Below are 25,880 nucleotides of genomic sequence, written 5' to 3'. Positions count from 1 at the left end.
CGCGAATGCGGTGCGTCAGTCAACTAATTGAGTGACTGGGGCACCGCATTCGCGAGCAAGCCCGCTCCCACTCTTGATCTAATTTGTCAGATGGATAGCGTAAATCATTGAATTTAAAGCATAAAAAAACGGCGCTCACGGGGCGCCGTTTTTTTTGTTCGCAATGAACGCCTTACTCAGTAGTAGGCGTTTTCTTTCTGCGTGTGGTCAGTCACGTCGCGTACACCCTTGAGCTCTGGAATACGTTCCAGCAGGGTGCGCTCGATGCCTTCGCGCAGGGTCACGTCCGCCTGGCCGCAGCCCTGGCAGCCGCCGCCGAATTTCAATACGGCGATACCGTCTTCCACTACATCGATCAAGCTGACCTGACCGCCGTGGCTGGCCAGTCCCGGGTTGATCTCGGTTTGCAGGTAGTAGTTGATGCGCTCGTTGACCGGGCTGTCAGCATTGACGTTCGGCACCTTGGCGTTCGGCGCCTTGATGGTCAGCTGGCCGCCCATACGGTCGGTGGCGTAGTCGACCACGGCGTCGTCGAGGAAGGCTTCGCTGAAGGCGTCGATGTACGCGGTGAAGCTTTTCAGCCCCAGCGCGGTGTCTTCAGGTTTCTCTTCCCCAGGCTTGCAGTAGGCAATGCAAGTCTCGGCGTATTGGGTGCCGGGCTGGGTAATAAAGACGCGGATACCAATACCCGGGGTGTTCTGCTTGGACAGCAGGTCGGCCAGGTAATCGTGGGCGGCGTCGGTAATGGTTATGGCAGTCATGGAAACTCCTCACAGGCTTGCGGGCAGTTTACGCCAAATCATTACAGAGGTACAAAGTCCTAGTATTTTTGTCGGGATAAATTTGACCGTTGGTCGCCATCGAACCAGCCCTTGAGCAGGCGATAACTACCCTTTTCCAGCCAACGGTAGCTGCCCAGGGCACCCAGGCCGATGATCACCACGCACACCGCCAGTACGGCATACGGGTTCAGGCCGTAGCGCTGGGCGGCGTAACCACCGGCGGACAACACCAGCACGTGCAGCAGATACACCGAATAGGAACAGTCCCCCAGCACTTTAAGCAATCGATTGTCCGCAAAGAAGCGCTCCAGCGCCATGCACGCCACCACCAGCACCGCGCTGGGCAGGCCCCAGGTCAGCGCCCGTGGCGAAGCCGGCCAATGGTAGATCGCCAGCAGCGCGGCGGCGACGCCCAGCAACGGCAGCCACACGCCGGGACGAATCCAGCCCTTGCGGTAGAGCATGCCAATGCCGATGCCCATCAAGAACTCGACCACGATATCCGAGCGGTAGAACTCGCTGATCCAGCCGAATGACGTCCAGGCCTCGCACACCGCGAACAACAGCGCCGCGACCACCAGCAATCGCCACTGCCGACGGAACAGCAGCGCCCAGGCGAACAGCAGGTAGAAGAGCATTTCGTAGTTCAGCGTCCAGCCCACGTTGAGCGTCGGGTACACCCCATAGCCGCCGGGGTTCTCGGAAGGGATAAAGAACAATGACATCAGCACATGGGCCGCATCGACGCTCTGATCCGGCAGCATTGGCCGGGCAACTACCACCAGCAAGGCCATCAGCAAGGTGTAGAACCAATAGGCCGGCACGATGCGCAACAGGCGGTAGAGCAGGAATCGCCAGGGCGGCAGGTCCTTGTCCTGGGTGGACAGGAAGATCACCAGGCCGCTGATCACGAAAAACACGTCCACGCCCGCCGCGCCCTTTTCCACAAACAGCCGGCCCAGGACGGTGTCCGCCTTGAAGCCGAAGAAAATCTGCATGAAGTGGTGCCCCACCACTGTCCAGGCCGCCAGAGCGCGCAGCGCCTGTACCGAGATCAACATTGTCCGCCACCCTTCCCAACACCGATGCCTGAAGTTGGGACCATGGCGGGCGGACAAAGGTCGATCAAAGATTCTCGTAGCGGTTCATATCCAGCACACCCTCTTCCACCGGCGTGGTTTCGCGGATGTAGCGCGACAAATCATGGAAGTACTGCCAGAACAACGGATGGCTGCGGCGCACGCCCCAGCGGTCGACAATCTTCTCAAAGCGGTTGGCGTCCTTGGCCCGCTCCATTTCGGCGACGAACTCGGGGACTTCCTGCGCAGGAATGTTAAACATGAAGTTCGGGTAGCTGCTGAGCACGCCGGGGTAGATGGTCACGGTGTCCAGGCCCGGCTGATAGCGGTAGGCCTCACCCAGCAGGAACGCCACGTTACTGTGCGCGCGGTTGCGCAACATGCTGTAGACCACGCGCTTGCCGCGGGTGGTCTCGATCCGCAGCATCGTCGCCTCAGGCAATTGGTCGATGACCTTGAGCCCGGCTGCCGGGCGCGCCGTCAGGCGACTCAGGGCCTGCTCGGCATCCTGCAGCGCCGGGTCGATCCCGTCACGCGAGCAGAAGGCGCCGTCACAACGGTTGATCGGGTCCGGACTGGCATTCAGGTCGCCATATCGCGCGAGCAACTGGTTGGCAAAGTCACGTTTGGGGTCCTTGGCATCCAGGTGCAGGCCGGTGGGCGTGTCGTCGTCGATGGACTCGTAGTCCAGCCACAACTTGAGCTTGCCGCTGTTCTGGTACCAGTCGTCGAGGAAATCCTCGCGACTGTCGGCCGGCATCAGGCGCAGGAAGTTCTGCTCGGCGCCGTTGCGGATCAAGTCGAAGTACAGGCGGGTCTGGGCCTGGTGCGACACATTGCCGAACACATCGAAGTTCACCGCCAATTGGTAATAGGTGCGTTCCAGCAGCGGGTAGTCGAACAGCCACATCGTCTGTGGCACCTCACCGATCAGGCCCTTGGTCACCGAGGCGCTGTCGAAGTGGCGGAAGATACTCAGCAAGGCATTGTCATTGCCGGCCCACAGGCTCGACCAACTCGGCGGCGGCAGATCGGCGTAACTGTCGCGGCGCAAGGCCTCGTATTCATTGCGTTTGTCGCGGTAGGCCAGCCACAGGCTCAGCACGCTGCCGACGTCATCGTTCTGCCCCGGCATCGCCAGCAGCGGCGTGGCCTGGCCGCGATAACGCGCATCGGTGATGTACAGGTCGTGCTCGGGGTCCTGGAACAGGGCCCAGAAGTTGTCGCGGATCACGTCCGTGGCGATCTGCCCACGGCACACCGGCCCGCGAATGAAGGTGCGTACGAAATACTCGGCGTTATCGAGCATGAACTGGTAGCGCGCCTTGGCCGGGATCGCCTCGAAGGTTTCGAACGGGTTGGCACGACGGCCCGGCCCGTAACCCGGCAAGGCGTCGACCTGCCAGTTGCCGGCGTAGAACAACTCCTTGATGCGCGCCATCTTCGCCGCGCTGAACGGGTACGTGATGTGGGTTTTATGCACGATCACGCCCTGCACTGGCCACAACCGGTAGTACACCTGGGTGCCGGGGTCGTCATTCGGGCGGCGCGTGGCGATCAGGTCGACGGGCTGGCCGCTTGGCGTGCGCGAACGCACCCATTGGAAGAAATGCCCCGGCTCGCCGTTCTCGAAATAGATGTGCGCGAGGAACAGATGTTCGAACAACCAGCGCGCCACCAGGCTTTCGCGGGCGCCCGGTTGGTTGAAGAGGTTTTCCCACTGCTGCACCTGCAGCGCTTCCCTGGCGCTGGGCGCCAGGCCCTGCTCATCAATCGGCGCGCCGGAGGCCAGCCAGCGTTGCAGGGTCTGGTATTGCTGGTCGGTCAGGCCGGTGACGGCCAGCGGCATGCCTTCCTTGGGATGGGCGCCGGCATAGGCGTTGAATTCGCCGGGCATTGCGCACATGTTCTCGCGGTTCAGGCCCAGCACGATCTCTTCGGGCAACTTGGCATTCGGCTGCAGCGGCGCGTTATGCCCTAGCTCCAGCATGCGCGCCATCAGCGCGGCCTGGCTGCCCTGGGCATCGAGTACCGAATAGAAGCCCTTCTGCTGCCAGGCCTGCTTGCCGAAGGCGTCGTAGAACAATCGGGTCGTCGGCGTGGCCTGGCTGCGTTCGCCGTCGTACACCGGCACTTTGGTAGCCCCGCGCGCCGCGCCCTCGGCGCTGCCCAGGTTCAATTGGCAAGCGGAGTCGTAGCAGGCATGGCAGGCCACGCATTTCTCGGTGAAGATCGGTTGGATGTCGCGGGTATAAGAGATCGCCGGAGCGGGACCTTCTGCCGTGGCAGTACTGGCTATCAAGGCCAGGACGGCGCTGACGATAAGACGAAGTGACATGTATCCGGTCCCGATTCAATGCGTGCGCTGAAAAATTACCGACAAGTCTACCGATGTCGACGCGTCATCAACGTGAGCGATATTCATGCAAAAACCTTGCATGCTCTAAAAGCGCACAGGTTTGCTATGATCCACGCCCTCCGTAATGCCTGAACTAGAGTAGTCCCATGCCCGATCGTAGCGCTCGCCTGCACGCCCTTCACCAAGCCCTCAAGGAACGCATCCTGATCCTCGACGGCGGCATGGGCACGATGATCCAGAGCTATAAGCTCGAAGAGCAGGACTACCGCGGCAAGCGCTTCGCCGATTGGCCAAGCGACGTCAAGGGCAACAACGACCTGCTGGTGATCACCCGTCCGGACGTGATCGGCGGCATCGAAAAAGCCTACCTGGATGCCGGTGCCGACATCCTCGAAACCAACACCTTCAACGCCACGCGCATTTCCATGGCCGACTACGGCATGGAAGAACTGGCCTACGAATTGAACGTGGAAGGCGCACGCCTGGCGCGCAAGATCGCCGACGCCAAGACCCTGGAAAACCCGGCCAAGCCGCGTTTCGTCGCCGGCGTGCTCGGCCCTACCAGCCGCACCTGCTCGCTGTCGCCGGACGTGAACAACCCCGGCTACCGCAACGTGACCTTCGATGAACTGGTGGAGAACTACACCGAGGCCACCAAGGGCCTGATCGAAGGTGGCGCCGACCTGATCCTGATCGAGACCATCTTCGACACCCTCAACGCCAAGGCCGCGATCTTCGCCGTGCAAGGCGTGTTCGAGGAGTTGAATGTCGAGCTGCCGATCATGATCTCCGGCACCATCACCGACGCCTCCGGCCGTACCCTGTCGGGCCAGACCACCGAAGCGTTCTGGAACTCCGTGGCCCATGCCAAGCCGCTGTCCGTCGGCCTCAACTGCGCCCTGGGTGCCAGCGAGTTGCGCCCGTACCTGGAGGAGCTGTCGAACAAGGCCAACACCCATGTGTCCGCGCACCCCAACGCCGGCCTGCCCAACGAATTCGGCGAGTACGACGAACTGCCGTCGCAAACCGCCAAAGTCATCGAGGAATTCGCCCAGAGCGGCTTCCTGAATATCGTCGGCGGCTGCTGCGGCACCACGCCGGGCCATATCGAAGCCATCGCCAAGGCCGTGGCCGGGTATGCGCCGCGCGTGATCCCGGACATTCCCAAGGCCTGCCGCCTGTCGGGCCTGGAGCCGTTCACGATTGATCGCAGCTCGCTGTTCGTCAACGTCGGCGAGCGGACCAACATCACCGGCTCCGCGCGCTTTGCCCGCCTGATCCGTGAAGACAACTACACCGAGGCCCTGGAAGTCGCCCTGCAGCAAGTCGAAGCCGGCGCCCAGGTGATCGACATCAACATGGACGAAGGCATGCTGGATTCGAAGAAGGCCATGGTGACCTTCCTCAATCTGATTGCCGGCGAACCGGACATTTCCCGCGTACCGATCATGATCGACTCCTCGAAGTGGGAAGTCATCGAGGCTGGTCTCAAGTGCATCCAGGGCAAGGGCATCGTCAACTCGATCAGCATGAAGGAAGGCGTCGAGCAGTTCATTCACCATGCCAAGCTGTGCAAACGCTACGGCGCGGCTGTTGTGGTGATGGCGTTCGACGAAGCCGGCCAGGCCGACACCGAGGCGCGCAAGAAAGAAATCTGCAAACGCTCCTACGACATCCTGGTGAATGAAGTCGGCTTCCCGCCGGAAGACATCATCTTCGACCCGAACATCTTCGCGGTCGCCACCGGTATCGAGGAGCACAACAACTACGCCGTCGACTTCATCAACGCCTGTGCCTATATCCGCGACGAGCTGCCATACGCGCTGACCTCCGGCGGCGTGTCCAACGTGTCGTTCTCGTTCCGCGGCAACAACCCGGTGCGCGAGGCGATCCACTCGGTGTTCCTGCTGTATGCGATCCGCAACGGCCTGACCATGGGGATCGTCAACGCCGGGCAGTTGGAGATCTACGACCAGATCCCGACCGAGCTGCGCGACGCCGTGGAAGACGTGGTGCTCAACCGCACCCCGGAAGGCACCGATGCCCTCCTCGCCATTGCCGACAAGTACAAGGGTGACGGCAGCGTCAAGGAAGCCGAGACCGAGGAATGGCGTGGCTGGGACGTCAACAAGCGCCTGGAACACGCACTGGTCAAGGGCATCACCACCCACATCGTCGAAGACACCGAGGAATCCCGCCAGTCGTTCGCGCGCCCGATCGAGGTGATCGAAGGCCCGTTGATGTCCGGCATGAACATCGTCGGCGACCTGTTCGGCGCCGGCAAAATGTTCCTGCCCCAGGTGGTCAAGTCCGCACGCGTGATGAAGCAGGCCGTGGCCCACTTGATCCCGTTCATCGAGCTGGAAAAAGGCGACAAGCCGGAAGCCAAGGGCAAGATCCTGATGGCGACGGTGAAGGGCGACGTGCACGACATCGGCAAGAACATCGTCGGCGTGGTGCTCGGTTGCAACGGCTATGACATTGTCGACCTGGGCGTGATGGTGCCGGCGGAGAAGATCCTGCAGGTGGCCAAGGAGCAGAAGTGCGACATCATCGGGCTCTCGGGCCTGATCACCCCGTCCCTGGACGAGATGGTCCACGTGGCCCGCGAGATGCAGCGCCAGGACTTCTACCTGCCGCTGATGATCGGCGGCGCGACCACTTCCAAGGCGCACACGGCGGTGAAGATCGAACCCAAGTACAGCAACGACGCAGTGATCTACGTGACCGACGCCTCGCGCGCGGTGGGCGTGGCCACGCAGCTGCTGTCCAAGGAGCTGAAGGCCGGCTTCGTCGAGAAGACCCGCCTGGAATACATCGACGTGCGCGAGCGCACCTCCAACCGCAGCGCGCGCACCGAACGCCTGAGCTACCCGGCAGCCATCGCCAAGAAGCCGCAGTTCGACTGGGCAACCTACACGCCGGTGAAGCCGACCTTTACCGGCTCCAGGGTGCTGGACAATATCGACCTCAAGGTGCTGGCCGAGTACATCGACTGGACCCCTTTCTTTATCTCCTGGGACCTGGCCGGCAAATTCCCGCGCATCCTCGACGATGAAGTGGTCGGCGAAGCCGCCACCGCGCTGTATGCCGATGCCCAGGAAATGCTCAAGAAACTGATCGACGAAAAGCTCATCAGCGCACGTGCGGTGTTCGGCTTCTGGCCGACCAACCAGGTGCAGGACGATGACCTGGAAGTCTACGGTGATGACGGCCAACCGATCGCCCGGCTGCACCACCTGCGCCAGCAGATCATCAAGACCGACGGCAAGCCGAACTTCTCCCTGGCCGACTTCGTCGCACCCAAGGACAGCGGCGTGACCGACTACATCGGTGGCTTCATCACCACCGCCGGCATCGGCGCCGAAGAAGTGGCCAAGGCCTACCAGGACGCGGGGGACGACTACAACTCGATCATGGTCAAGGCCCTCGCCGACCGCCTCGCCGAAGCCTGCGCCGAGTGGCTGCACCAGCAGGTGCGTAAAGAGCACTGGGGGTATGCCAAGGACGAGCAACTGGATAACGAGGCGCTGATCAAGGAGCAGTACAGCGGCATCCGCCCTGCCCCCGGCTACCCGGCCTGCCCGGATCACACCGAGAAAGCCCAGCTGTTCCAACTGCTCGACCCCGAGGCCCGCGAAATGCACGCCGGGCGCAGCGGTGTGTTCCTCACCGAGCACTACGCGATGTTCCCGGCGGCGGCGGTCAGCGGTTGGTACTTCGCCCACCCGCAGGCGCAGTATTTTGCCGTGGGCAAGATCGACAAGGACCAGGTCAGCAGCTACACCGCACGCAAAGGCCAGGACCTGGCCGTGACGGAGCGCTGGTTGGCCCCCAACCTGGGCTACGACAACTGACGCCTGGGGGATTGTCTATGCTGTCCCTCACACACCTTGTGTCGAGGGATGTATGGACGATCCAGCCAACAACAAGCCGCCAACCTTCTGGCAGATGCTCCACAGCGTGATGGCGGCCGCCTTTGGCGTGCAGAGCGGCAAGAACCGCGCCCGCGACTTCACCCACGGCAAGCCCAGCCACTTTGTGATCCTGGGCATTCTGTTCACGGCGGTGTTTGCGCTGACGCTGTTTGGCATCGTGCAACTGGTGCTGCACGTGGCTGGCGTATAAACCCAACCTGTCTGTCAGAGCTGGCAAGCCAGCTCTTACAGGGGTCCGTATCTATAACTACTGGTGGCTGACCCAGAACACGGCAGTTCCAACCACCAGGATTATCAAGAACAGAATGGCCCAGGCGTCCACGGTACTGTCGGGTTTACGGGCTTTTGTCGAATTGCTCATCGCATCGCCTCTTGTCGGTTTTATAGGTGATCACGTTCAGACACGATCACAGTAAAGTCGACGATTGCCCGCATGACAAATGTGGGTATCGCGATAACCGTTCTCATTAGTCATTTTGGTTATTTGCATATACTCAAACATCACTTTTGCGCATAAACGCAAACTGGTATCGTGCGCCGGCTCCGTTGGGAGTGCGCGGCCGTGCGCGCAGATTTGCCGAGAACAGGACCTATATGTACGTATACGACGAATACGATCAGCGCATCATCGAGGACCGCGTCAAGCAGTTCCGTGATCAGACCCGACGCTACCTAGCAGGTGAACTGAGCGAAGAAGAGTTCCGCCCTCTGCGCCTGCAAAATGGCCTTTATGTTCAGCGCTTTGCGCCGATGTTGCGAGTTGCCGTGCCCTACGGCCAGTTGACCTCGCGCCAGATGCGCATGATGGCCAAGATTGCCCGCGACTTCGACAAAGGCTATGCCCACATCAGTACCCGCCAGAACGTGCAGTTCAACTGGCCGGCGCTGGAAGATGTGCCGGACATCCTGGCCGAACTGGCGACCGTGCAGATGCACGCCATTCAGACCAGCGGTAACTGCCTGCGCAACGTGACCACCGACCAGTTTGCCGGCGTTGCCGCCGACGAACTGATCGACCCACGCCCCTGGTGTGAAATCGTCCGCCAATGGACGACGTTCCACCCAGAATTCGCCTACCTGCCGCGCAAGTTCAAGATCGCCATCAATGGCTCGACTTCGGACCGTGCGGCCATCGAAGTCCACGATATCGGCCTGGAGCCGGTGTACAACGCCGCCGGCGAGCTGGGCTTCCGCGTGCTGGTGGGCGGTGGCCTCGGCCGGACCCCGGTGGTCGGTGCGTTCATCAACGAATTCCTGCCGTGGCAGGACCTGTTGAGCTACCTCGACGCGATCCTGCGGGTCTACAACCGCTATGGCCGTCGTGACAACAAGTACAAGGCCCGGATCAAGATCCTGGTCAAGGCGCTGACCCCTGAGGTATTCGCCCAGAAAGTCGACGCCGAGATGGAACACCTGCGCGGCGGCCAGACCACCCTGACCGAAGCCGAAGTACACCGTGTGGCCAAGCACTTCGTCGACCCCGAGTACAAGGCCCTGAGCAATCAGGACGCCGAGCTCGCCGCGCTCGACCAGCAGCACCCAGGCTTTGCCCGCTGGCGCACCCGCAACACCCTGGCGCACAAACGTCCTGGCTATGTGGCCGTGACCCTGTCGCTGAAACCGACCGGCGTTGCCCCGGGCGATATCACCGACAAACAGCTGGACGCCGTCGCCGACCTGGCCGACCGCTACAGCTTCGGTCAACTGCGTACTTCCCACGAGCAGAACATCATTCTCGCGGACGTTGAACAGAGCCAACTGTTCACCCTGTGGGGCGAGCTGCGCGAAGGCGGTTTCGCCACGCCGAACATCGGCCTGTTGACCGACATCATCTGCTGCCCGGGCGGCGACTTCTGCTCCCTGGCCAACGCCAAGTCGATCCCGATCGCCGAATCGATCCAGCGCCGCTTCGACGACCTGGACTACCTGTTCGACATCGGCGAGCTGGACTTGAACATCTCCGGTTGCATGAACGCCTGTGGTCACCACCACGTCGGCCACATCGGCATCCTGGGCGTGGACAAGAAAGGCGAAGAATTCTACCAAGTGTCCCTGGGTGGCAGCGCCAGCCGCGATGCGAGCCTGGGCAAGATCCTCGGCCCGTCCTTCGCCCAGGAAGCCATGCCCGAGGTGATCGGCAAGCTGATCGACGTGTACATCGAACAGCGCACCGAAGATGAGCGTTTCATCGACACCTACCAGCGCATCGGCATTGACCTGTTCAAGGAGCGCGTCTATGCAGCGAATCATTAAGAACAACGAAGTCGTCGACGAAACCTGGCACCTGCTGCCCAAGGACGCGAGCTTCGATGGCATTTCCAACTGCGACGACCTGATCGTGCCGTTGGCCCTGTGGCGCGAACACGGCCACGCCCTCAAGGCCCGCGACGGCGGTCTGGGTGTGTGGCTGGACGCCGATGAAGAGGCCGAGGAAATCGGCGAAGACGTGGCGCACTTCCAGGTTATCGCCCTGAACTTCCCGGCCTTCACCGATGGTCGCAACTACTCCAACGCCCGCCTGTTGCGTGACCGCTACGGTTACAAGGGCGAGCTGCGGGCGATTGGCGACGTGCTGCGCGACCAGCTGTTCTACCTGCACCGCTGCGGCTTCGATGCCTTCGCCTTGCGCGCCGACAAAGACCCGTACGAAGCACTGGAAAGCCTCAAGGATTTCTCGGTGACGTACCAGGCTGCAACGGATGAACCGCTGCCGCTGTTCCGTCGCCGCTGAGTCTGCACAAATGAAAAAGCCCTGGCATGCCAGGGCTTTTTTTATGAGTTGAGTTTGATCGACGCCAGCACCTGTTTCTGCCCCATCGAACACGGCACACCTTCCGGTTGCGCGCGTACCGCGTCGATCACCCCGAGTAACTGCGCCTTGCTGTGCGCCAGTTGCGCCTGCATCGCTTCAATCTGCTCGACCTTGCGCTCGAGCGCCTCGATCAGCTCGTCGCGCTTGTGCTCGCCGGGGGCCGGCATCAGCGCCTTGAGTTCCTGCAAGGTGAAACCGGCCTGCTGCGCGCTCTGGATCAAGCGCAGCGTCTGCAAGGCCTCCGGTGCATAGCGGCGATAGCCATTGGCCTGGCGCCCCACCTGGCTGATCAGCCCTTCGGCTTCATAGAAACGGATACGCGACGCCGCCAGCCCGCTCTGTTTGGCCAACTCACCAATATTCATCGACACTGCCTGCTTGACATTAAAGTTAACTTTAAGCTTAGCCTGAGGCCTCCCCTGCTCAGGAGTCAACCCATGTCACCCTTTGAACCCTTGCAACTGCCCAATGGCCAAGTCATCGCCAACCGTATCGCCAAGGCCGCGATGGAAGAGAATATGGCGGATGCCCAACAGGCCCCGTCCCGCGAATTGAAGCAGTTATACAAGACCTGGGCAGACGGCGAGCCGGGCCTGCTGCTGACCGGCAACGTGATGATCGACCGCCACGCCATGACCGGTCCCGGCGGCGTGGCCCTCGAAGACGAACAGCACCTGGACAGCTTTCGCGAATGGGCCGATGTGGCCCGCGCCAAGGGCGTGCATTTCTGGGTGCAGCTCAGCCATCCGGGCCGCCAGACCATGGCCAACCTGGGCCAGCAGGCAATAGCACCTTCCGCCGTCGCCCTTGACCTGGGCGGCTTTTCCAAGATGTTCGCCAAGCCCAGGGCCATGACGGAGGAGGATATCCAGGACGTGATCAAGCGCTTCGCCACCAGCGCCCGCCTGGCTGAAAAAGCCGGCTTTACCGGGGTACAGATTCACGGCGCGCATGGCTACCTGATCAGCCAGTTTCTGTCGCCGCTGAGCAATCGGCGCACCGACCGTTGGGGTGGTTCGCTGGAGAACCGTGCGCGCCTGCTGCTGGAGGTGATCCACGCAGTGCGCGCCAACGTCAGCGCGTCATTTTGCGTAGCAGTCAAGCTCAATTCGGCGGACTTCCAGCGCGGCGGCTTCGACGAGGCCGACGCGCGCGCCGTGATCGAGATGCTCAACCCGCTGCCCATCGACCTGCTCGAGCTGTCCGGCGGCAGCTATGAAGCACCGGCCATGCAGGGCGAAGCACGCGACGGCCGCACCCTGGCACGCGAAGCCTACTTCCTGGCGTTCGCCAGCGAAGTGGCCGCCATCGCCACGATGCCGGTAATGGTCACCGGTGGCATTCGCCGCCTGCCCATCGTGCAACAAGTGCTCGACAGCGGCATTGCCATGGCCGGCATCGCCACCGCGCTGACCCTGGAGCCGCAACTGATCAAGCACTGGCGCGAAGGCCGCGACCTCAACCCGCAACTGCAACCTATCGACTGGAAGCGCAAACCCCTGGCCGCCCTCGCCATCCTCGCCGTGGTGCGCTACCAGATGCGCCGCCTGAGCCGTGGACACCGGCCCAATCCCAAGGTGATCGCATGGACGGCGCTGGTCCGCGACCAGTGGTTTATCGCGCGGCGTACCCGGCAATACCGTGCGGCCATGACGCAATCTTCACATTAAGCGCGGAGCATTCGCCGTGATCGAACTGTCCCCTATTGATCAGCAATTTTTAACCTCACTGACGATTGGAGTTCTTCATGGCGAAAATCAACCTGGCCCAGCAATTGGCGACCACCCTTGAACAGGCGGGCATCAAGCGCATCTGGGGCCTGACCGGCGACAGCCTCAATGGCCTCACCGACGCCCTGCGCACCATGGACAGCATCGAGTGGATGCACGTGCGCCACGAAGAAGTGGCCGCCTTCGCCGCCGGTGCCGAGGCCGCCGCCACTGGTGAACTGACCGTGTGCGCCGGCAGCTGCGGGCCGGGCAACCTGCACTTGATCAATGGCCTGTTCGACTGCCATCGCAACCATGTGCCGGTACTGGCGATTGCGGCGCAGATCCCTTCGTCCGAGATCGGCCTGAACTACTTCCAGGAAACCCATCCCCAGGAGTTGTTCAAGGAGTGCAGCCACTTCATCGAGCTGGTCACCAACCCCGAGCAGATGCCGCACGTGCTGCACCGCGCCATGCGCTCGGCGATCCTCAATCGCGGTGTGGCGGTGGTGGTGATTCCGGGGGATGTGTCGCTGCTGGAGGTCGAAGACAAACTCAAGCCCTGGCCGGCCCTGCACGCACCGCGCACCCTGCCGGCGGAACAGGACCTGCAGCGCCTGACTGAAATCCTCGAGAGCAGCGAGAAAGTCACCCTGCTGTGCGGCAGTGGCTGCGCCGGTGCCCACGATCAGGTGGTCGCCCTGGCCGACGCCCTGGGTGCCCCAGTGGTGCACGCCCTGCGCGGCAAGGAGCACGTGGAATGGGACAACCCGTTCGACGTGGGCATGACCGGCCTGATCGGCTTCAGCTCCGGTTACCACGCCATGCTCGACTGCGACACGCTGATCATGCTCGGCACCGACTTCCCGTATCGCCAGTTCTACCCGACTGACGCGAAGATCATCCAGGTCGACCGCAACCCGCAGGCGCTGGGCCGTCGTGCCACACTGGACCTGGGCATCGCCGCCGACGTCAGCGAGACCCTCGACGCGCTACTGCCACGCCTGACCCGCAAGACCGATCGCAGCTTCCTCGAGACCTCCCTGAAGCACTACGAGAAAGCCCGCCAGGGGCTGGATGACCTCGCGCAACCGTCGAAGGCCAATCGACCGATTCACCCGCAGTACGTCGCGCGCCTGCTCAGTGAACTGGCCGATGACGATGCCATCTTCACCGCCGACGTCGGCTCGCCGACCGTGTGGGCCGCGCGCTACTTGAAGATGAACGGCCGGCGCCGGCTGATCGGCTCGTTCAACCATGGTTCCATGGCCAATGCCATGCCCCAGGCCATCGGTGCCCAGGCGGCATTCCCCGGGCGGCAAGTGATCTCGATGTCGGGTGACGGCGGCTTTGCCATGTTGATGGGGGATTTCATCTCGTTGGCACAGCTGCAGTTGCCGGTCAAAGTCATCGTGTTCGATAACTCATCCCTGGGTTTTGTCGCCATGGAAATGAAGGCCGCCGGCTACCTGGATGCCGGCACCGAGTTGAAAAACCCGGACTTCGCGGCGATGTCCAACGCCATGGGCATCCTCGGCATTCGCGTGGAGCAATCCGAAGACCTGGAACCGGCCCTGCGTCGTGCCCTGGCCCATGATGGCCCGGTGCTGGTGGACGTGGTCACCGCGACCCAGGAACTGGTGATGCCACCGACCATCAAGCTGGAGCAGGCCAAGGGCTTCAGCCTGTATATGCTCAAGGCGGTGATGAGCGGGCGCGGCGATGAAGTGATCGAACTGGCGCGCACCAACTGGCTGCGATAAAGCCGGCTGGGCGGGGAGCGGGCGTGCCCACTCCCCCGTTTGGCTCGGGTTATCGGCTCAGGCTGTCTGTTTTTCTACCCACTGGCCGTAGGCATCAATAAAGGCCTGCAGGAACGGCTTGGTCTTGTCCGAGACCTTGCCGGACTCATCGAACACGCTGCCCGCGCCACCCAGGTAGGCCTCCGGTTGCTGCATGCACGGCACATTGAGGAACACCAGCGACTGACGCAGGTGGTGGTTGGCGCCAAACCCACCAATCGCACCCGGCGACACGCTGATGATGGCGCCCGGCTTGCCGCTCCAGGCACTTTGGCCGTATGGGCGCGAACCCACGTCAATCGCATTCTTCAACGGGGCGGGCACGGAGCGGTTGTACTCCGGGGTCACAAACAGCACCGCGTCGGATGAGCGTACTTGCTGACGGAAAGTACTGTACGCTGCCGGCGGCGCAGCACCGTCGATGTCTTCGTTGTAGAGCGGCAAATCGCCAATTTCCACAATGTTCAACTTTAGGTTGGCAGGGGCCAGTTCGGCCAATGCCAGGCCGACCTTGCGGTTGATCGAGTCTTTTCTCAAGCTGCCAACCAGGACGGCAATCGTGTAGACCTTGCTCATTGGGGTTTCCCGACGTCTGACTAAAGGAGCTTGTAGTTATAGAGTCTTCGCGGCGCGTTCACCAGAAGGTTTTGATAATCCTCCAGGCGTTTGTCTCGCAGCCCAATGCGTAGGAAGTGTCTGAAAAGGTCAGCGAATAGTATTTTTTTTCCATAGGTAAACTACCCCGCTCTATGACGGTCTACACCACCGCAAATCGAGTGTTTATCTCCAGAGGTTCTAAACAGATGGCAGCAGTACTAGTCGGACAGTTTCATGCCAGAGACGCAGAAGGACGTGTGTACTCGGTGCATGAGTTCCAGGAATCCAACCCGGCGCAAGGCGACCTGGCTGGCTCGGCACCCACCACCACCTACAAGCTGGCCATTGGCGACCGTGTAGAAAAACTGGAAGGCGATGAGTTCAAGCTGATCCAGTCGGGGACCATCATCGTGCGCGAATCGCAGACCACCCTCGCTTCATAAGCCTGATCCCCCGAACGTACCCGCTCAGTCCCGGCCATTGACGGCATTGACTGGGCCGGGCGATCACGGCCGGCGGATCTCGGTGATTTCCAGCCCCGGCTCCCCGTCGACTTGCTTGAGTGTCACCATCAACCTCCCCCGCTCGCCCTCCACCGCATACATCAGGCGCGTGTAGCCCGGCGAGTTGTACGCGGGATACGCCACCACCTGCCTGACCAGCGTCATGTCCAGCACCGTACCCACCTGCGCGCCCACCTGTTCCTCGGTACGGATAAACGCCTCCAGGGCAAGGTTTTGCGGGGTGATTTCGTCATGATTGCTGAAGAGATAAGCGGCCACGCACCCTACGGTCACCAGGACCAGCAGTGGCTTGGCCGTTACCCCGAGGAATATCGAGGGCAAACGCATATGAGACCAGACCTGTTTTTGTTGTGTGTGCCGGTCACCGGCTTTGGTCGTTGTCGATCAGACGAGCCATTCTAATCAGGTCGATGGGTAATGCCAGATGATTTACTGGTCGCCGTAGGTAATATCCTTGTTCTCACCCACGCCCCCCAGTGTGCGGTCCTTGCCGAACGAAAACAGATTGAACGGCGTTCGCGTTTGGGTAGGCGGGAAGTGGTACTGATAGGCAACGCCCCAGGGATCGCTCAGCAGGTCTTCGTCGACATAAGGCCCCTTCCATTTCGTCTCGCCCGCCGGCTGCGTGGCCAGGGCCTCAAGGCCCTCGCTGTCAGTCGGGTAGCGGCCGGTGTCCTGGTGAAACCGCTCGACGGCTGCACCGAGCGTGGCCACCTGGGTCTTGGCCGTGGAAATTTCCGTCAGCACCACATCGCCAAACAATCGCGGGCCCACGGCGAGTGCGAGCAAGCCAATGATGACGAGTGCCACCAACACCGCCCACCGGGTAAAGCCGTGTTGGAGCTGGAGGGTATTGACCCTGGTACTTCCCGGCATGGTAAGGCTCTCCGTCATCGCGCGATTGAACACTCTTTATACAGCCTGCTGGTTGCAGTTGCGTGCATGATTAACGGTAGTCGACGCCAATCAACGCCCCAGCTCTTTTTTGCCCACCCATTGAATCCCCGTCCTCCTGACCCTAGACTCCGGCCATGCGTTTACGTCATATCGAAGTGATTCAGGCCATCTTGCAGACCGGACACCTCGGCACGGCCGCCGAATGGTTGCAACTGCCTGTGGGCGATGTAGAGGCGACGCTCAAGGATGCCGAGCAGCAAGTGGGTTTCATGTTGTTCGCCAGCGTGCGTGGTCGCTTGCAAGCGACCCGCGAGACCCTGGAGCTGCAGGTCGAAATGGCCCACCTGCAGGAAGCACTGGAACCGGTGCAACGCCTGGCCAGCCGTTTGAAACACCATCACGCTCCGACCTTGCGCGCCCTCTGCACCCCGCCGCTGGCCAACCAATTGTTGCCACACAGTATTGCAGTGCTGCGCCGACGCTTCCAGGACACACCATGCAACCTCTCCAGCCAGCCGACGCGGGATATCGTCCGGAGCCTGCTGCTGCATGAAGCCGACGTCGGCTTGAGCCTGCATGACCCGCAGCACCCGCAAATCCACTGCAGCGTGCTGGCCCAAGGCAAGCTGCAACTGCTGGCACCCCATGGCTGGCTCAAGCCCAAGCAAAAGTACATTGCGCTGCAGGACCTGGCCGGCCAATCGATGATCGGCCTGGAAGGACAAGACCCGCTCAGCCGCCTGCTGGACGCCAAGCTGCAAGCCTTGCGCCCGCTGCCGGTGGTGCAGACACGGGTGCAGACTTACCAGATGATGCGCAGCATGGTGGAAGCCGGCGAAGGCCTGGCGATTGTCGACCCCTTCACCGCGTTCGGTGCGCGCGAGGCCGGGCTGGATGCCTGCCCGGTGTCGCCGCCGATCATGGTCAGCCTGTATGCGCTGACCCTCAAGGAGGGCGTGGCCTCACCGGCCCTGAATGCGTTGCTGGAGATCGTCACGCAAAAGGCCGAGGGCCTGCTCGCCAGCGACACCAAACCCCTCGCCCCTACACCTTGAACAACCGATACCAGAAAATCGCCACTTCGCGGGTCTGCGGATCAATGCCGCGATAGCGCAGGTGGTCGATCCCGCCCATCACATAGCCGCAACGCTCATACAAACGGCAGGCCCCCAGGTTGTTGTTCTGGGTTTCGAGCATCATGCCCGGCAGGTTTTTCTTGCGGCTCCAGAACTGCGCCACATCCAGCAACGCCTTGGCCACCCCATGGCGTCGCGCGGGCAACGCCACCGCCAACTCGTCCACGTGGGCAAAGCCGTTCCAGTTGGTACTGATCACGATATGCCCGACCGCCCGATCATCCAGATACGCCATGAAGATCGCACTGTCCGGCGCATCGCGAAAACTGGCGAATTCCTCCGGGTCGATGCCATAGCACTTGCGGTACGGCACGATGCGCTCCACGGGCCATTGATCGACCCGCTTGTCCATCTGCGGCTCACCGTAGGCAACGACCTCAAAGCTGAAGTCATTGCCCCACACGTAGGCATCAAAGCCTTCGTCGGCGACCCGTACACTGAGCCCCGGATACTTCGGGTTCATTACAGCTTGCATAAACATTCTTAACCCTTGATGCAATCGACGGTGTAACAACGACCACTGCCGTCGTCTTCGTGTTGCAATCCATGAACATCGGCGACAAAACCGGGAAAACTGCTATCGAACGTCCGGGCAAAGGCCAGGTAGTCAATGATCGATCGCGTCGACTCGGTAAAGCGCTCGCCCGGCATGATCAGCGGGATGCCGGGCGGATAAGGCACCAGCATCACCGCGGCTATGCGCCCTGGCAACGCATCGATAGACACCGCTTCCACCTCGCCCCTGACCAGTTGGTCGTAGGCGTGCGCCGGTTTCATCGCGATTTCCGGTAAAACCGTGTACATCCGTTTGAGGTGCTTGGCGGTCGCGTTGCTACGGTAACAGCTATGCAACTGATCGCACAGGTCGCGCAGGCCGAGGCCCTGATAGCGCAACGGGCCCTGTGCGAACACCGATGGCAAACAACTGGCCAGGCTGGCATTGGCGTCGTAGTTGCGCTTGAACTCCAGCAACTCGGTGAGCAAGGTACTCCATTTACCCTTGGTGATGCCCATCGAAAACAGCACCAGGAAGGAATACAACCCGGTCTTTTCCACCACCAGCCCACGTTCCCAGAGGAATTTACTGACCACCGCCGCAGGAATGCCGCAGTCGCTCAGGGCGCCACCGGCGTTGAGTCCCGGCATCACCAGGGTGACTTTGATCGGGTCCAGCAGCACATAGTCCTCAGCCACATCGCCGAAGCCGTGCCAATCATCCTGCGGCTGCAACAGCCAATCCGCCGTCGCCACGCGGTCGATACCGGCCACCGAGGGCGGTTGCCAGATGGAAAACCACCAGTCCTCAGCGGCAATGTGCTGGCGCAGATTGGCCAGCGCGCGACGAAAGCTCAGGGCCTCGTCGAACATTTCCTGCAGCAGCGAACGCCCGGCGGGGCCTTCCATCATCGCCGAGGCCACGTCCAGCGAGGCGATGATGCTGTACTGCGGCGAGGTGGAAATATGCATCATGAACGCTTCGTTGAACCGATCACGGTCCAACTGGCGGGCGCCGCCGTCCTGCACATGGATCATCGAAGCCTGGCTGAACGCCGCCAACAGCTTGTGCGTTGAGTGGGTGGTGAACACCAGCGGGCTGTCCGCGGTCCGCGAGGTGCCCATGCCATAGCGGCCGGCGAAGAACTCGTGGAAGGCAGCGTAGGCGTACCAGGCCTCGTCAAAGTGCAGCACCTCGACACTGTTGCCCAATTGCTGCTTGATCAGCTCGGCGTTGTAGCACAGCCCGTCATAGGTGGAGTTGGTCACCACCGCCAGCTTGACCTTTGCCGGTCGACCACGGGCCAGCGGGCTGGCCTCGATCTTGGCACGGATCGATTCCGGGCTGAATTCACTCAGGGGGATCGGGCCGATGATCCCCAGTTCGTTGCGTTCCGGGCACAGGTACAGCGGGATGGCACCGGTCATGATGATCGAATGCAACACCGACTTGTGGCAATTGCGGTCCACCAGCACCAGGTCGTCGCGCCCGACCATGGAGTGCCAGACGATCTTGTTGGCGGTCGACGTGCCGTTGATCACGAAGAACGTGTGATCGGCGCCAAAGTTACGCGCGGCGCGGGCTTCGGCTTCGGCCAGCGGCCCGGTGTGATCGAGCAGCGAGCCTAGTTCGGGCACCGAGACCGACAAGTCCGAGCGCAGGGTGTTCTCGCCAAAGAACTGATGAAACGCCTGCCCCACCGGACTCTTGCGATAAGCCACGCCGCCGCCATGGCCGGGGGTGTGCCAGGAATAATTGGAGTCGGCGGTGTGCTGCACCAGCGCCTTGAAAAACGGCGGCAACAGGCCGTCCAGGTAAGTGCGCGCCGCACGCGCCACTTGGCGGGCGAGAAACGGCACGGTGTCTTCGAACAGGTAAAGAATGCCCCGCAGTTGGTTGAGTTCGCTCATGGCATCGGCCGGGGCGTTCTCCAGGGTGACTTGCTCGCCCAGGGCAAAGATCGGCAGGTTCGGCGCCCGCACCCGCGCGAGGCGGATCAGCTCGACCATGTTCTGCAGCAGGTGGGTGTTTTCGCCGGCGCCTTCAGCGGCAATCAGCATGCACGCCAGGCCATGATGGGTAGAGGCCACCAGCCGGCCTTCGGCGTAGTCCACCGCGGAAAAGATACTGAAGCCCTCTTGCTCCAACTCCCCGGCGATGCCTCGAACCCGATCACCGGCAACGGTGTCGGCCTTGATGTCACGGTGCACGATCAGCACTGGGAACTTCAGGTCTTTGTACATGGGTGCGGGCAGTCCTGAGGGCTATGCACTCAGGGTAGAAGCTTGCGGGCAATGGCGCGAATGAAGATTTTGAAAGCGATGCACATCAGCTGCAGGCGCCGGCTCGCCGCCGATAGCGTCGAGCCAGCCGCGTTATCCATGGCTGATACATCGCTATCGCCGGCAAGCCGGTTCCCACAGGGGACGGTTATTGCTGGGTCAGTTGAGTCCACAACGCCGGCGCGCCCGCCGACTTGGCAATCGCTTCCAGGCGCGCGGCATGCTCGGCCAGGTCTTGCTCGCTGGCGCGGATGATCGTGGTGGGCTTGCGGTCCGCCGGCAGGCGACGGATCTCCGAAGGCCGGTTGCCCGAGCCTTCCGCCGAACCGCTGCCATCGGACGCGTTCCCTGCCAGGGACAGGCTGGTTTGCCCGCCCGTCATGGTCAGGTAAACGTCGGCGAGAATCTCGGAGTCGAGCAAGGCGCCGTGGAGTTCACGGCCGGAGTTGTCGACGCCATACCGCTTGCACAACGCATCGAGGCTGTTGCGCTGGCCGGGGTGACGCTCGCGGGCCATCATCAAGGTGTCGAGGATCGAGCAGTGCTGGGAAATGTCCGCGCGATCCGTCTGCCCCATCAGGGCAAATTCGTTATTGATGAAGCCGACGTCGAACGCCGCGTTATGGATGATCAGCTGGGCGCCGTTGATGAATTCGAAGAACTCGTCCGCCACTTCGGCGAATCGCGGCTTGCCCTTGAGGAACTCGTCGGTGATGCCGTGGACGCCGATCGCGCCCTCGTCACTGTCGCGATCCGGTTGCAGGTAGACGTGGAAGTGGCGACCGGTAAGGCGGCGACCCATCAGTTCGACACAGCCGATTTCAATGATCCGGTGGCCGTCGGTCACCGGCATGCCGGTGGTTTCGGTATCGAGTACAACAGATCGGATGGCCATCAGGGTTCAGCTCTCAACGGTGTGGTGTGAATCAAAGGGCGCGATGTTAACACGTCAGCCGGCTTCAACTCTGCTTGTAGCCGCGCACTTCATCCACGCCCCGATTGGCCAGTTGGTCGGCGCGCTCGTTGCCCGGATGGCCGATGTGACCGCGCACCCATTTCCAGGTGATGTCATGGCGGTTGCACTGCTCATCGAGCAGTTGCCACAGGTCGGCATTCTTCACCGGTTCCTTGGCCGCGGTTTTCCAGCCACGCTTCTTCCAGTTGACCATCCACTCGTTGATGCCCTTCATCACGTATTGCGAGTCGGTCACCAGCAGCACGTTGCAGCGGCGCTTGAGTTCTTCGAGGCCGCGAATCGCGCCCATCAGTTCCATGCGGTTGTTGGTGGTGTTGGCTTCGCCACCCCACAACTCCTTCTCCACGCCCTTGCACACCAGCAACGCGCCCCAGCCGCCAGGGCCGGGGTTGCCCTTGCAGGCACCATCAGTGAAGAGTTCTACGCTATCGGTCATCGGTTGCTCGGTCTGAAATCAAAAAAAGTTTTACGGTTCGCTTTGCTTGCGGTTGACCTTGGCCATCGGCATCGGCACCAGCTTGCCCATGGACTGGCGTGGTACCTGGCGCACGGGACGCAGCCCGACCACGATCTTGCGCGCCACCAATAAATAGAAGCCGCCGCCAGACAACTGCCAGGCACCCGCGCGGCGTTCCCAGCCGGCCAGCCGGCCTTGCCACTTGGCGGACGCAAGCGGCGGACGATAGCACCCGAAGCGGCGTTTCTCCAGCGCGAAGCCCAGCAGGTTCAGCCAGTCGCCAACCCGTGACGGCGAGATGCAGCGTGCCTGGCGCAAGCCATCATGGGCGAACACATGGCGCAGGCCCCAACTGCTCCAGGGGTTGATGCCGACAATCAGCAAATGGCCACCTGGGCGCACACTGCTGGCCGCTTCGCGCAACAAACCGTGGGGCGACAGGCAGAAATCCAGGCCGTGCTGCAACACCACCACATCGGCGGCGTGCTCGCTCAACGGCCAGGCCTGCTCTTCGCAGACGATCTCCACCCCCGGCAACGGCGCCCCCAGGCGCACGTTGCGCTGCACCTGCGGCGCGGCAGGCGGTGTCTGGGCCGACGGGCCGTAGTGCACCAGGTAGCCGCCAAAGAACCGGCCCAACTCGTCTTCGAGCATGCGCCGCTCTTCATCCAGCAGAAATTGCCCGATCGGCCCGGACAGCCATTCGCGGGCGGCGCTGATCAGTGCCAGCCACTCAGGATCGGCCTGGGCGAACGCTTTATCAGTCATTGCATTCTCCAACTCGCCTAGACGTTCTAAGATGCACCAATGTGTTCAGCTTGGCGAATCGAAGAATGATACAGATCAGTGCCCTGCCCGCCTTCACCGATAACTACATCTGGGTGTTACAAGACCCCGAGACCAACCGCTGCGCCGTGGTCGACCCCGGCGATGCCGCGCCCGTGCTGGCCTGGCTCAAGCAGAACCCGGACTGGACCCTCAGCGACATCCTGGTCACCCACCATCACCATGATCATGTCGGCGGTGTCGAGCAACTCAAAAGCGCGACGGGTGCCAAGGTCTACGGCCCGGCGAACGAAAACATCCCGGCGCGGGATGTCGCCCTGCAGGATAACGACCGTATCAACGTGCTCGGCTGGGATTTCGACGTGTACGCCGTGCCCGGCCACACCCTGGGCCATATCGCCTTTTATCACCAGGGCGTGCTGCTGTGTGGCGACACCCTGTTCGCCGCCGGTTGCGGGCGCCTGTTCGAAGGCACGCCGGAGCAGATGCACATTTCGCTGCAACGCCTGGCCGCCCTGCCCGCCGACACGCGGGTGTACTGCACGCACGAATACACACAAAGCAACCTCAAGTTCGCCCAGGCGGTGGAACCGGACAACGCCGATATCGCCAAACGCGTGAAAAACGTCCGCCAACTGCGTGACCGCGGCGAGATGACGCTGCCGTCCAACCTGGCCCTGGAGAAACTCACCAACCCCTTTTTGCGTACCGCTGAAACATCCGTTAAACAAAAAGCGGACGAACGGAATGGCCGCGACAACCGCACTGGGGCCGAGGTGTTTGCTAGCTTGAGGGCTTGGAAAGATAAGTTCTAACGGGATGCAATCTGATACGCAATTTCTGAATGGTTGACCGGAACCAAAGTGCTTTCTAGAATCGCCCGACATTTTTGCCCGGAACTTACTTCCAGCCAATGTCGTCATCTATTCGTAAATCCAACCATTCAGACGCATTGACCCGCCTGGCTCAAGCCGTGGCGGTGGCCGTGTCCGCGACTCTGGCGGGCTGCCAATCGACAAATTTCGCTGCACAATCCACCGTGCAACCCAAACCCAATCTTGCCGCCAAGATCAAGCAAAAACCTATTTGGCTTTCAGAGAAGCCCAGCCCCGAAGTGCCCCAGGATGTCTGGGAACGCATGCGCCGGGGCTTTCAATTGCAGGACGGCCTGGGCGTCAACCCACGCATCGAGCAACAGCGCCTGTGGTTCGCCAGCAACCCGTCCTTCCTGGAGAACGCCGGTGAACGCGGCAGTCTCTACATTCATTACATCGTCGAACGCCTTGAAGAGCGCAACATGCCCCTGGAGCTGGCGCTGCTGCCAGTGATCGAAAGTGCCTACAATCCAATGGCCTATTCGCGCAGCGATGCGGTCGGCCTGTGGCAGTTCATCCCCTCCACCGGTCGCTACTTCAACCTGCGCCAGACCCGCGCCTATGATGGCCGCCGCGATATCACCGCCTCCACCACCGCCGCCCTGGACTATCTGACCCGTCTGCACGATATGTTCAACGGTGATTGGCTGCTGGCGCTGGCCGCCTATAACGCCGGCGAAGGCACGGTCAGCCGGGCCATCGAGCGCAACGAGAAGCTCGGCCTGCCCACCGATTACTGGAACCTGCCCCTGCCCCAGGAAACCAAGGACTACGTGCCCAAGTTCCTGGCGCTGTCCCAGGTGGTACTGGCCCCTGAGGCCTACGGCGTCAACCTGAACCCGATCGCCAACACGCCGTATTTCGAAGTGGTGGAAGTCAAGCAGAGCATGGACCTGTCCCGGGTCGCCGCGCTGGCCGAGATCGACGAAGACGAACTGTTCCAGCTCAACCCGGCACTCAAGCAGCGCACCACCCTGGACGGCCCGCAGCATCTGTTGGTGCCAAGTTCCAAGGCACAACTGCTCACCAGCAGCCTTTCGGCGATGAAGCCCGAGGAATTGCTGGCGCTGCGTCCGAAGAAGCCGGTGTTCGACGAAGTTGAAACGGCACGGGTGGCCGGGCGTACCCGCAGCTACAAGGTGCGCAGTGGCGACAACCTCACGCTGATCGCCAAGGCGAACAAGGTCGATGTGCATGATCTGCAGCGCTGGAACAAGCTCAACGGCCAGGCGCTCAAGGTCGGCCAGACCCTGGTGATGCAGGACACGCGCAAGTTGGTCGCCAAGGCCGACAGCAAGAAGCCGGTGCAATACAAGGTCAAGAAAGGCGATTCGCTGTATATCGTCGCCAAACGTTTCAACGTCGAGATGCAACATCTCAAGCGCTGGAACCCGCGCACTGGCCAGGCGTTGAAGCCGGGGCAGATGCTGGTGGTTTCCGGGCCCCGGTAACCGGCTCACGAGCGGGCGTAGGTGGGAGCTGGCTTGCCGAGGCTGCGAAGGCGGCGGCATCGCTGGCATTTTCTTCGCCTGCGACAGCGCTTTCGCAGCCTCGCTGAAGCTCGACAACTCCCACAGGGGATTGCGGTGTCGCCGTTATTTCAATCCCCTGTGGGATCGCAATATCCGAAGCGACGCAGCCCAAGTGTGGGAGCTGGCTTGCCCCGGTGAGGCTGCGAAGGCGGCGGCATTGCTGGCATTCTCTTCGCCTGAGACAGCGCTTGCGCAGCCTCGCTGAAGCTCGACAACTCCCACAGGGGATTGCGGTGTCGCCGTTATTTCAATCCCCTGTGGGATCGCAATATCCGAAGCGACGCAGCCCAAGTGTGGGAACTGGCTTGCCCCGGTGAGGCTGCGAAGGCGGCGGCATTGCGGGCATTCTCTTCGCCTGAGACAGCGCTTTCGCAGCCTCGCTGAAGCTCGACAACTCCCACAGGGGATTGCGGTGTCGCCGTTATTTCAATCCCCTGTGGGATCGCAATATCCGAAGCGACGCAGCCCAAGTGTGGGAGCGAGCTTGCCCTGGCGAGACTGCGAACGCGGCGGCATTGCTGGCATTTTCTTCGCCTGAGACAGCGCTTTCGCAGCCTCGCTGAAGCTCGACAACTCCCACAGGGGATTGCGGTGTCGCCGTTATTTCAATCCCCTGTGGGATCGCAATATCCGAAGCGACGCGGCCCATGTGTGGGAGCTGGCTTACCCTGGTGAGGCTGCGAAGGCGGCGGCATTGCTGGCGTTTTCTTCGCCTGAGACAGCGCTTTCGCAGCCTCGCTGAAGCTCGACAACTCCCACAGGGGATTGCGGTGTCGCCGTTATTTCAATCCCCTGTGGGATCGCAATATCCGAAGCGACGCGGCCCAAGTGTTGGAGCGTG

At 61.7% G+C, this 25,880-nt stretch carries 22 protein-coding genes; 10 read left to right on the top strand and 12 right to left on the bottom strand.

The features are described 5' to 3' along the window. Positions 1-176: 176 nt before the first annotated feature. From nfuA to QMX97_RS25510, 3 genes are all read right to left on the bottom strand, one after another. Complete coding sequence (gene nfuA / locus QMX97_RS25520; RefSeq protein ID WP_003173594.1) at positions 177-761, bottom strand: Fe-S biogenesis protein NfuA; 585 nt, start codon at positions 759-761, stop codon at positions 177-179. A 59-nt stretch (positions 762-820) separates the two neighbouring features. Further along, positions 821-1,843 carry an acyltransferase gene (locus QMX97_RS25515; protein ID WP_282397822.1) on the bottom strand — a complete coding sequence of 341 codons (1,023 nt, stop codon included), beginning with the start codon at positions 1,841-1,843 and terminating at the stop codon, positions 821-823. A 64-nt stretch (positions 1,844-1,907) separates the two neighbouring features. Beyond that, positions 1,908-4,199: a fatty acid cis/trans isomerase gene (locus QMX97_RS25510; protein WP_282397821.1), complete on the bottom strand. Its 2,292-nt coding sequence runs from the start codon at positions 4,197-4,199 to the stop codon at positions 1,908-1,910. 167 nt (positions 4,200-4,366) lie between these two features. Here QMX97_RS25510 and metH point away from each other — a divergent pair, with 167 nt between their 5' ends. From metH to QMX97_RS25490, 4 genes are all read left to right on the top strand, one after another. Continuing rightward, the gene (gene metH / locus QMX97_RS25505) at positions 4,367-8,077 is read left to right on the top strand and encodes a methionine synthase (protein WP_262131689.1); all 3,711 of its coding nucleotides are present in this window, start codon (positions 4,367-4,369) and stop codon (positions 8,075-8,077) included. A gap of 52 nt (positions 8,078-8,129) precedes the next feature. Next, positions 8,130-8,348 carry a DUF2970 domain-containing protein gene (locus QMX97_RS25500; protein WP_065906428.1) on the top strand — a complete coding sequence of 73 codons (219 nt, stop codon included), beginning with the start codon at positions 8,130-8,132 and terminating at the stop codon, positions 8,346-8,348. A 404-nt stretch (positions 8,349-8,752) separates the two neighbouring features. Next, on the top strand, positions 8,753-10,411 hold the full coding sequence (locus QMX97_RS25495; RefSeq protein ID WP_106804181.1) for a nitrite/sulfite reductase: 1,659 nt from the start codon (positions 8,753-8,755) through the stop codon (positions 10,409-10,411). Next, positions 10,395-10,889, top strand: coding sequence for a DUF934 domain-containing protein (locus tag QMX97_RS25490; protein ID WP_065906424.1), 495 nt, complete (start codon positions 10,395-10,397; stop codon positions 10,887-10,889). Before QMX97_RS25495 ends, QMX97_RS25490 begins: the two co-directional genes overlap by 17 nt. 41 nt (positions 10,890-10,930) lie before the next feature. Here QMX97_RS25490 and QMX97_RS25485 read toward each other — a convergent pair whose 3' ends face one another. Beyond that, a complete protein-coding gene (locus QMX97_RS25485; protein WP_065906419.1) occupies positions 10,931-11,335 on the bottom strand; it encodes a MerR family transcriptional regulator in 405 nt (134 codons plus the stop codon). A 72-nt stretch (positions 11,336-11,407) separates the two neighbouring features. On the opposite strand from QMX97_RS25485, the gene QMX97_RS25480 reads away from it, so the two are divergent. Both QMX97_RS25480 and poxB read left to right on the top strand, forming a co-directional pair. After that, positions 11,408-12,640 carry an NADH:flavin oxidoreductase/NADH oxidase family protein gene (locus QMX97_RS25480; protein WP_106804182.1) on the top strand — a complete coding sequence of 411 codons (1,233 nt, stop codon included), beginning with the start codon at positions 11,408-11,410 and terminating at the stop codon, positions 12,638-12,640. A gap of 77 nt (positions 12,641-12,717) precedes the next feature. Beyond that, a complete protein-coding gene (gene poxB, locus QMX97_RS25475) occupies positions 12,718-14,442 on the top strand; it encodes a ubiquinone-dependent pyruvate dehydrogenase (protein ID WP_201144160.1) in 1,725 nt (574 codons plus the stop codon). Positions 14,443-14,499: 57 nt separating this feature from the next. On the opposite strand, the gene QMX97_RS25470 is transcribed toward poxB, so the two are convergent. Beyond that, on the bottom strand, positions 14,500-15,057 hold the full coding sequence (locus QMX97_RS25470; RefSeq protein ID WP_282397820.1) for an NAD(P)H-dependent oxidoreductase: 558 nt from the start codon (positions 15,055-15,057) through the stop codon (positions 14,500-14,502). A gap of 227 nt (positions 15,058-15,284) precedes the next feature. Between QMX97_RS25470 and QMX97_RS25465 the strand changes: the two genes are divergently transcribed. After that, the gene (locus QMX97_RS25465; RefSeq protein WP_027606489.1) at positions 15,285-15,521 is read left to right on the top strand and encodes a hypothetical protein; all 237 of its coding nucleotides are present in this window, start codon (positions 15,285-15,287) and stop codon (positions 15,519-15,521) included. A 63-nt stretch (positions 15,522-15,584) separates the two neighbouring features. Here the strand turns inward: QMX97_RS25465 and QMX97_RS25460 are convergent, their stop codons facing one another. Both QMX97_RS25460 and gspG read right to left on the bottom strand, forming a co-directional pair. Then, positions 15,585-15,929: a hypothetical protein gene (locus QMX97_RS25460; protein WP_282397819.1), complete on the bottom strand. Its 345-nt coding sequence runs from the start codon at positions 15,927-15,929 to the stop codon at positions 15,585-15,587. A gap of 102 nt (positions 15,930-16,031) precedes the next feature. Next, on the bottom strand, positions 16,032-16,478 hold the full coding sequence (gene gspG / locus QMX97_RS25455; protein ID WP_282397818.1) for a type II secretion system major pseudopilin GspG: 447 nt from the start codon (positions 16,476-16,478) through the stop codon (positions 16,032-16,034). A gap of 155 nt (positions 16,479-16,633) precedes the next feature. Here gspG and QMX97_RS25450 point away from each other — a divergent pair, with 155 nt between their 5' ends. Further along, positions 16,634-17,554: a LysR substrate-binding domain-containing protein gene (locus QMX97_RS25450; protein ID WP_120448362.1), complete on the top strand. Its 921-nt coding sequence runs from the start codon at positions 16,634-16,636 to the stop codon at positions 17,552-17,554. Here QMX97_RS25450 and QMX97_RS25445 read toward each other — a convergent pair. The 5 genes from QMX97_RS25445 to QMX97_RS25425 all read right to left on the bottom strand — a co-directional run bounded on the left by QMX97_RS25445 (position 17,544) and on the right by QMX97_RS25425 (position 22,614). Then, positions 17,544-18,110: a GNAT family N-acetyltransferase gene (locus QMX97_RS25445; protein WP_213550699.1), complete on the bottom strand. Its 567-nt coding sequence runs from the start codon at positions 18,108-18,110 to the stop codon at positions 17,544-17,546. The two genes, QMX97_RS25450 and QMX97_RS25445, sit on opposite strands and share 11 nt — an antisense overlap. A gap of 8 nt (positions 18,111-18,118) precedes the next feature. Then, the gene (locus tag QMX97_RS25440) at positions 18,119-20,374 is read right to left on the bottom strand and encodes an Orn/Lys/Arg decarboxylase N-terminal domain-containing protein (RefSeq protein WP_282397817.1); all 2,256 of its coding nucleotides are present in this window, start codon (positions 20,372-20,374) and stop codon (positions 18,119-18,121) included. Positions 20,375-20,561: 187 nt separating this feature from the next. Continuing rightward, the gene (dnaQ, locus tag QMX97_RS25435; protein WP_162946153.1) at positions 20,562-21,302 is read right to left on the bottom strand and encodes a DNA polymerase III subunit epsilon; all 741 of its coding nucleotides are present in this window, start codon (positions 21,300-21,302) and stop codon (positions 20,562-20,564) included. Between the two features lie 70 nt (positions 21,303-21,372). Then, complete coding sequence (gene rnhA / locus QMX97_RS25430) at positions 21,373-21,825, bottom strand: ribonuclease HI (RefSeq protein ID WP_003173571.1); 453 nt, start codon at positions 21,823-21,825, stop codon at positions 21,373-21,375. 30 nt (positions 21,826-21,855) lie between these two features. Beyond that, positions 21,856-22,614 (bottom strand): methyltransferase domain-containing protein, encoded by a 759-nt coding sequence (locus tag QMX97_RS25425; protein ID WP_201144156.1) that lies wholly within the window; start codon positions 22,612-22,614, stop codon positions 21,856-21,858. 65 nt (positions 22,615-22,679) lie between these two features. Between QMX97_RS25425 and gloB the strand changes: the two genes are divergently transcribed. Next, the gene (gene gloB / locus QMX97_RS25420; protein WP_282397816.1) at positions 22,680-23,447 is read left to right on the top strand and encodes a hydroxyacylglutathione hydrolase; all 768 of its coding nucleotides are present in this window, start codon (positions 22,680-22,682) and stop codon (positions 23,445-23,447) included. A 98-nt stretch (positions 23,448-23,545) separates the two neighbouring features. Further along, positions 23,546-24,958, top strand: coding sequence for a lytic transglycosylase domain-containing protein (locus tag QMX97_RS25415; RefSeq protein ID WP_065906399.1), 1,413 nt, complete (start codon positions 23,546-23,548; stop codon positions 24,956-24,958). The last annotated feature ends 922 nt before the right edge of the window (positions 24,959-25,880 follow it).

The sequence above is a fragment of the Pseudomonas sp. PS01298 genome, from assembly GCF_029959745.1.
GTDB classification, from domain to species: Bacteria; Pseudomonadota; Gammaproteobacteria; order Pseudomonadales; family Pseudomonadaceae; genus Aquipseudomonas; species Aquipseudomonas aylmerensis.
Note: the sequence above shows the minus strand (reverse complement) of the source record. Positions and strands in the feature narration are given on the sequence as shown.

What these genes read in the sequence shown, in the direction of transcription:
- nfuA (WP_003173594.1), bottom strand. Translation starts at nt 761, where the DNA reads ATGACTGCCATAACCATTACCGACGCCGCCCACGATTACCTGGCCGAC.
- QMX97_RS25515 (WP_282397822.1), bottom strand. Translation starts at nt 1,843, where the DNA reads ATGTTGATCTCGGTACAGGCGCTGCGCGCTCTGGCGGCCTGGACAGTG.
- QMX97_RS25510 (WP_282397821.1), bottom strand. Translation starts at nt 4,199, where the DNA reads ATGTCACTTCGTCTTATCGTCAGCGCCGTCCTGGCCTTGATAGCCAGT.
- metH (WP_262131689.1), top strand. Translation starts at nt 4,367, where the DNA reads ATGCCCGATCGTAGCGCTCGCCTGCACGCCCTTCACCAAGCCCTCAAG.
- QMX97_RS25500 (WP_065906428.1), top strand. Translation starts at nt 8,130, where the DNA reads ATGGACGATCCAGCCAACAACAAGCCGCCAACCTTCTGGCAGATGCTC.
- QMX97_RS25495 (WP_106804181.1), top strand. Translation starts at nt 8,753, where the DNA reads ATGTACGTATACGACGAATACGATCAGCGCATCATCGAGGACCGCGTC.
- QMX97_RS25490 (WP_065906424.1), top strand. Translation starts at nt 10,395, where the DNA reads ATGCAGCGAATCATTAAGAACAACGAAGTCGTCGACGAAACCTGGCAC.
- QMX97_RS25485 (WP_065906419.1), bottom strand. Translation starts at nt 11,335, where the DNA reads ATGAATATTGGTGAGTTGGCCAAACAGAGCGGGCTGGCGGCGTCGCGT.
- QMX97_RS25480 (WP_106804182.1), top strand. Translation starts at nt 11,408, where the DNA reads ATGTCACCCTTTGAACCCTTGCAACTGCCCAATGGCCAAGTCATCGCC.
- poxB (WP_201144160.1), top strand. Translation starts at nt 12,718, where the DNA reads ATGGCGAAAATCAACCTGGCCCAGCAATTGGCGACCACCCTTGAACAG.
- QMX97_RS25470 (WP_282397820.1), bottom strand. Translation starts at nt 15,057, where the DNA reads ATGAGCAAGGTCTACACGATTGCCGTCCTGGTTGGCAGCTTGAGAAAA.
- QMX97_RS25465 (WP_027606489.1), top strand. Translation starts at nt 15,285, where the DNA reads ATGGCAGCAGTACTAGTCGGACAGTTTCATGCCAGAGACGCAGAAGGA.
- QMX97_RS25460 (WP_282397819.1), bottom strand. Translation starts at nt 15,929, where the DNA reads ATGCGTTTGCCCTCGATATTCCTCGGGGTAACGGCCAAGCCACTGCTG.
- gspG (WP_282397818.1), bottom strand. Translation starts at nt 16,478, where the DNA reads ATGCCGGGAAGTACCAGGGTCAATACCCTCCAGCTCCAACACGGCTTT.
- QMX97_RS25450 (WP_120448362.1), top strand. Translation starts at nt 16,634, where the DNA reads ATGCGTTTACGTCATATCGAAGTGATTCAGGCCATCTTGCAGACCGGA.
- QMX97_RS25445 (WP_213550699.1), bottom strand. Translation starts at nt 18,110, where the DNA reads ATGCAAGCTGTAATGAACCCGAAGTATCCGGGGCTCAGTGTACGGGTC.
- QMX97_RS25440 (WP_282397817.1), bottom strand. Translation starts at nt 20,374, where the DNA reads ATGTACAAAGACCTGAAGTTCCCAGTGCTGATCGTGCACCGTGACATC.
- rnhA (WP_003173571.1), bottom strand. Translation starts at nt 21,825, where the DNA reads ATGACCGATAGCGTAGAACTCTTCACTGATGGTGCCTGCAAGGGCAAC.
- QMX97_RS25425 (WP_201144156.1), bottom strand. Translation starts at nt 22,614, where the DNA reads ATGACTGATAAAGCGTTCGCCCAGGCCGATCCTGAGTGGCTGGCACTG.
- gloB (WP_282397816.1), top strand. Translation starts at nt 22,680, where the DNA reads ATGATACAGATCAGTGCCCTGCCCGCCTTCACCGATAACTACATCTGG.
- QMX97_RS25415 (WP_065906399.1), top strand. Translation starts at nt 23,546, where the DNA reads ATGTCGTCATCTATTCGTAAATCCAACCATTCAGACGCATTGACCCGC.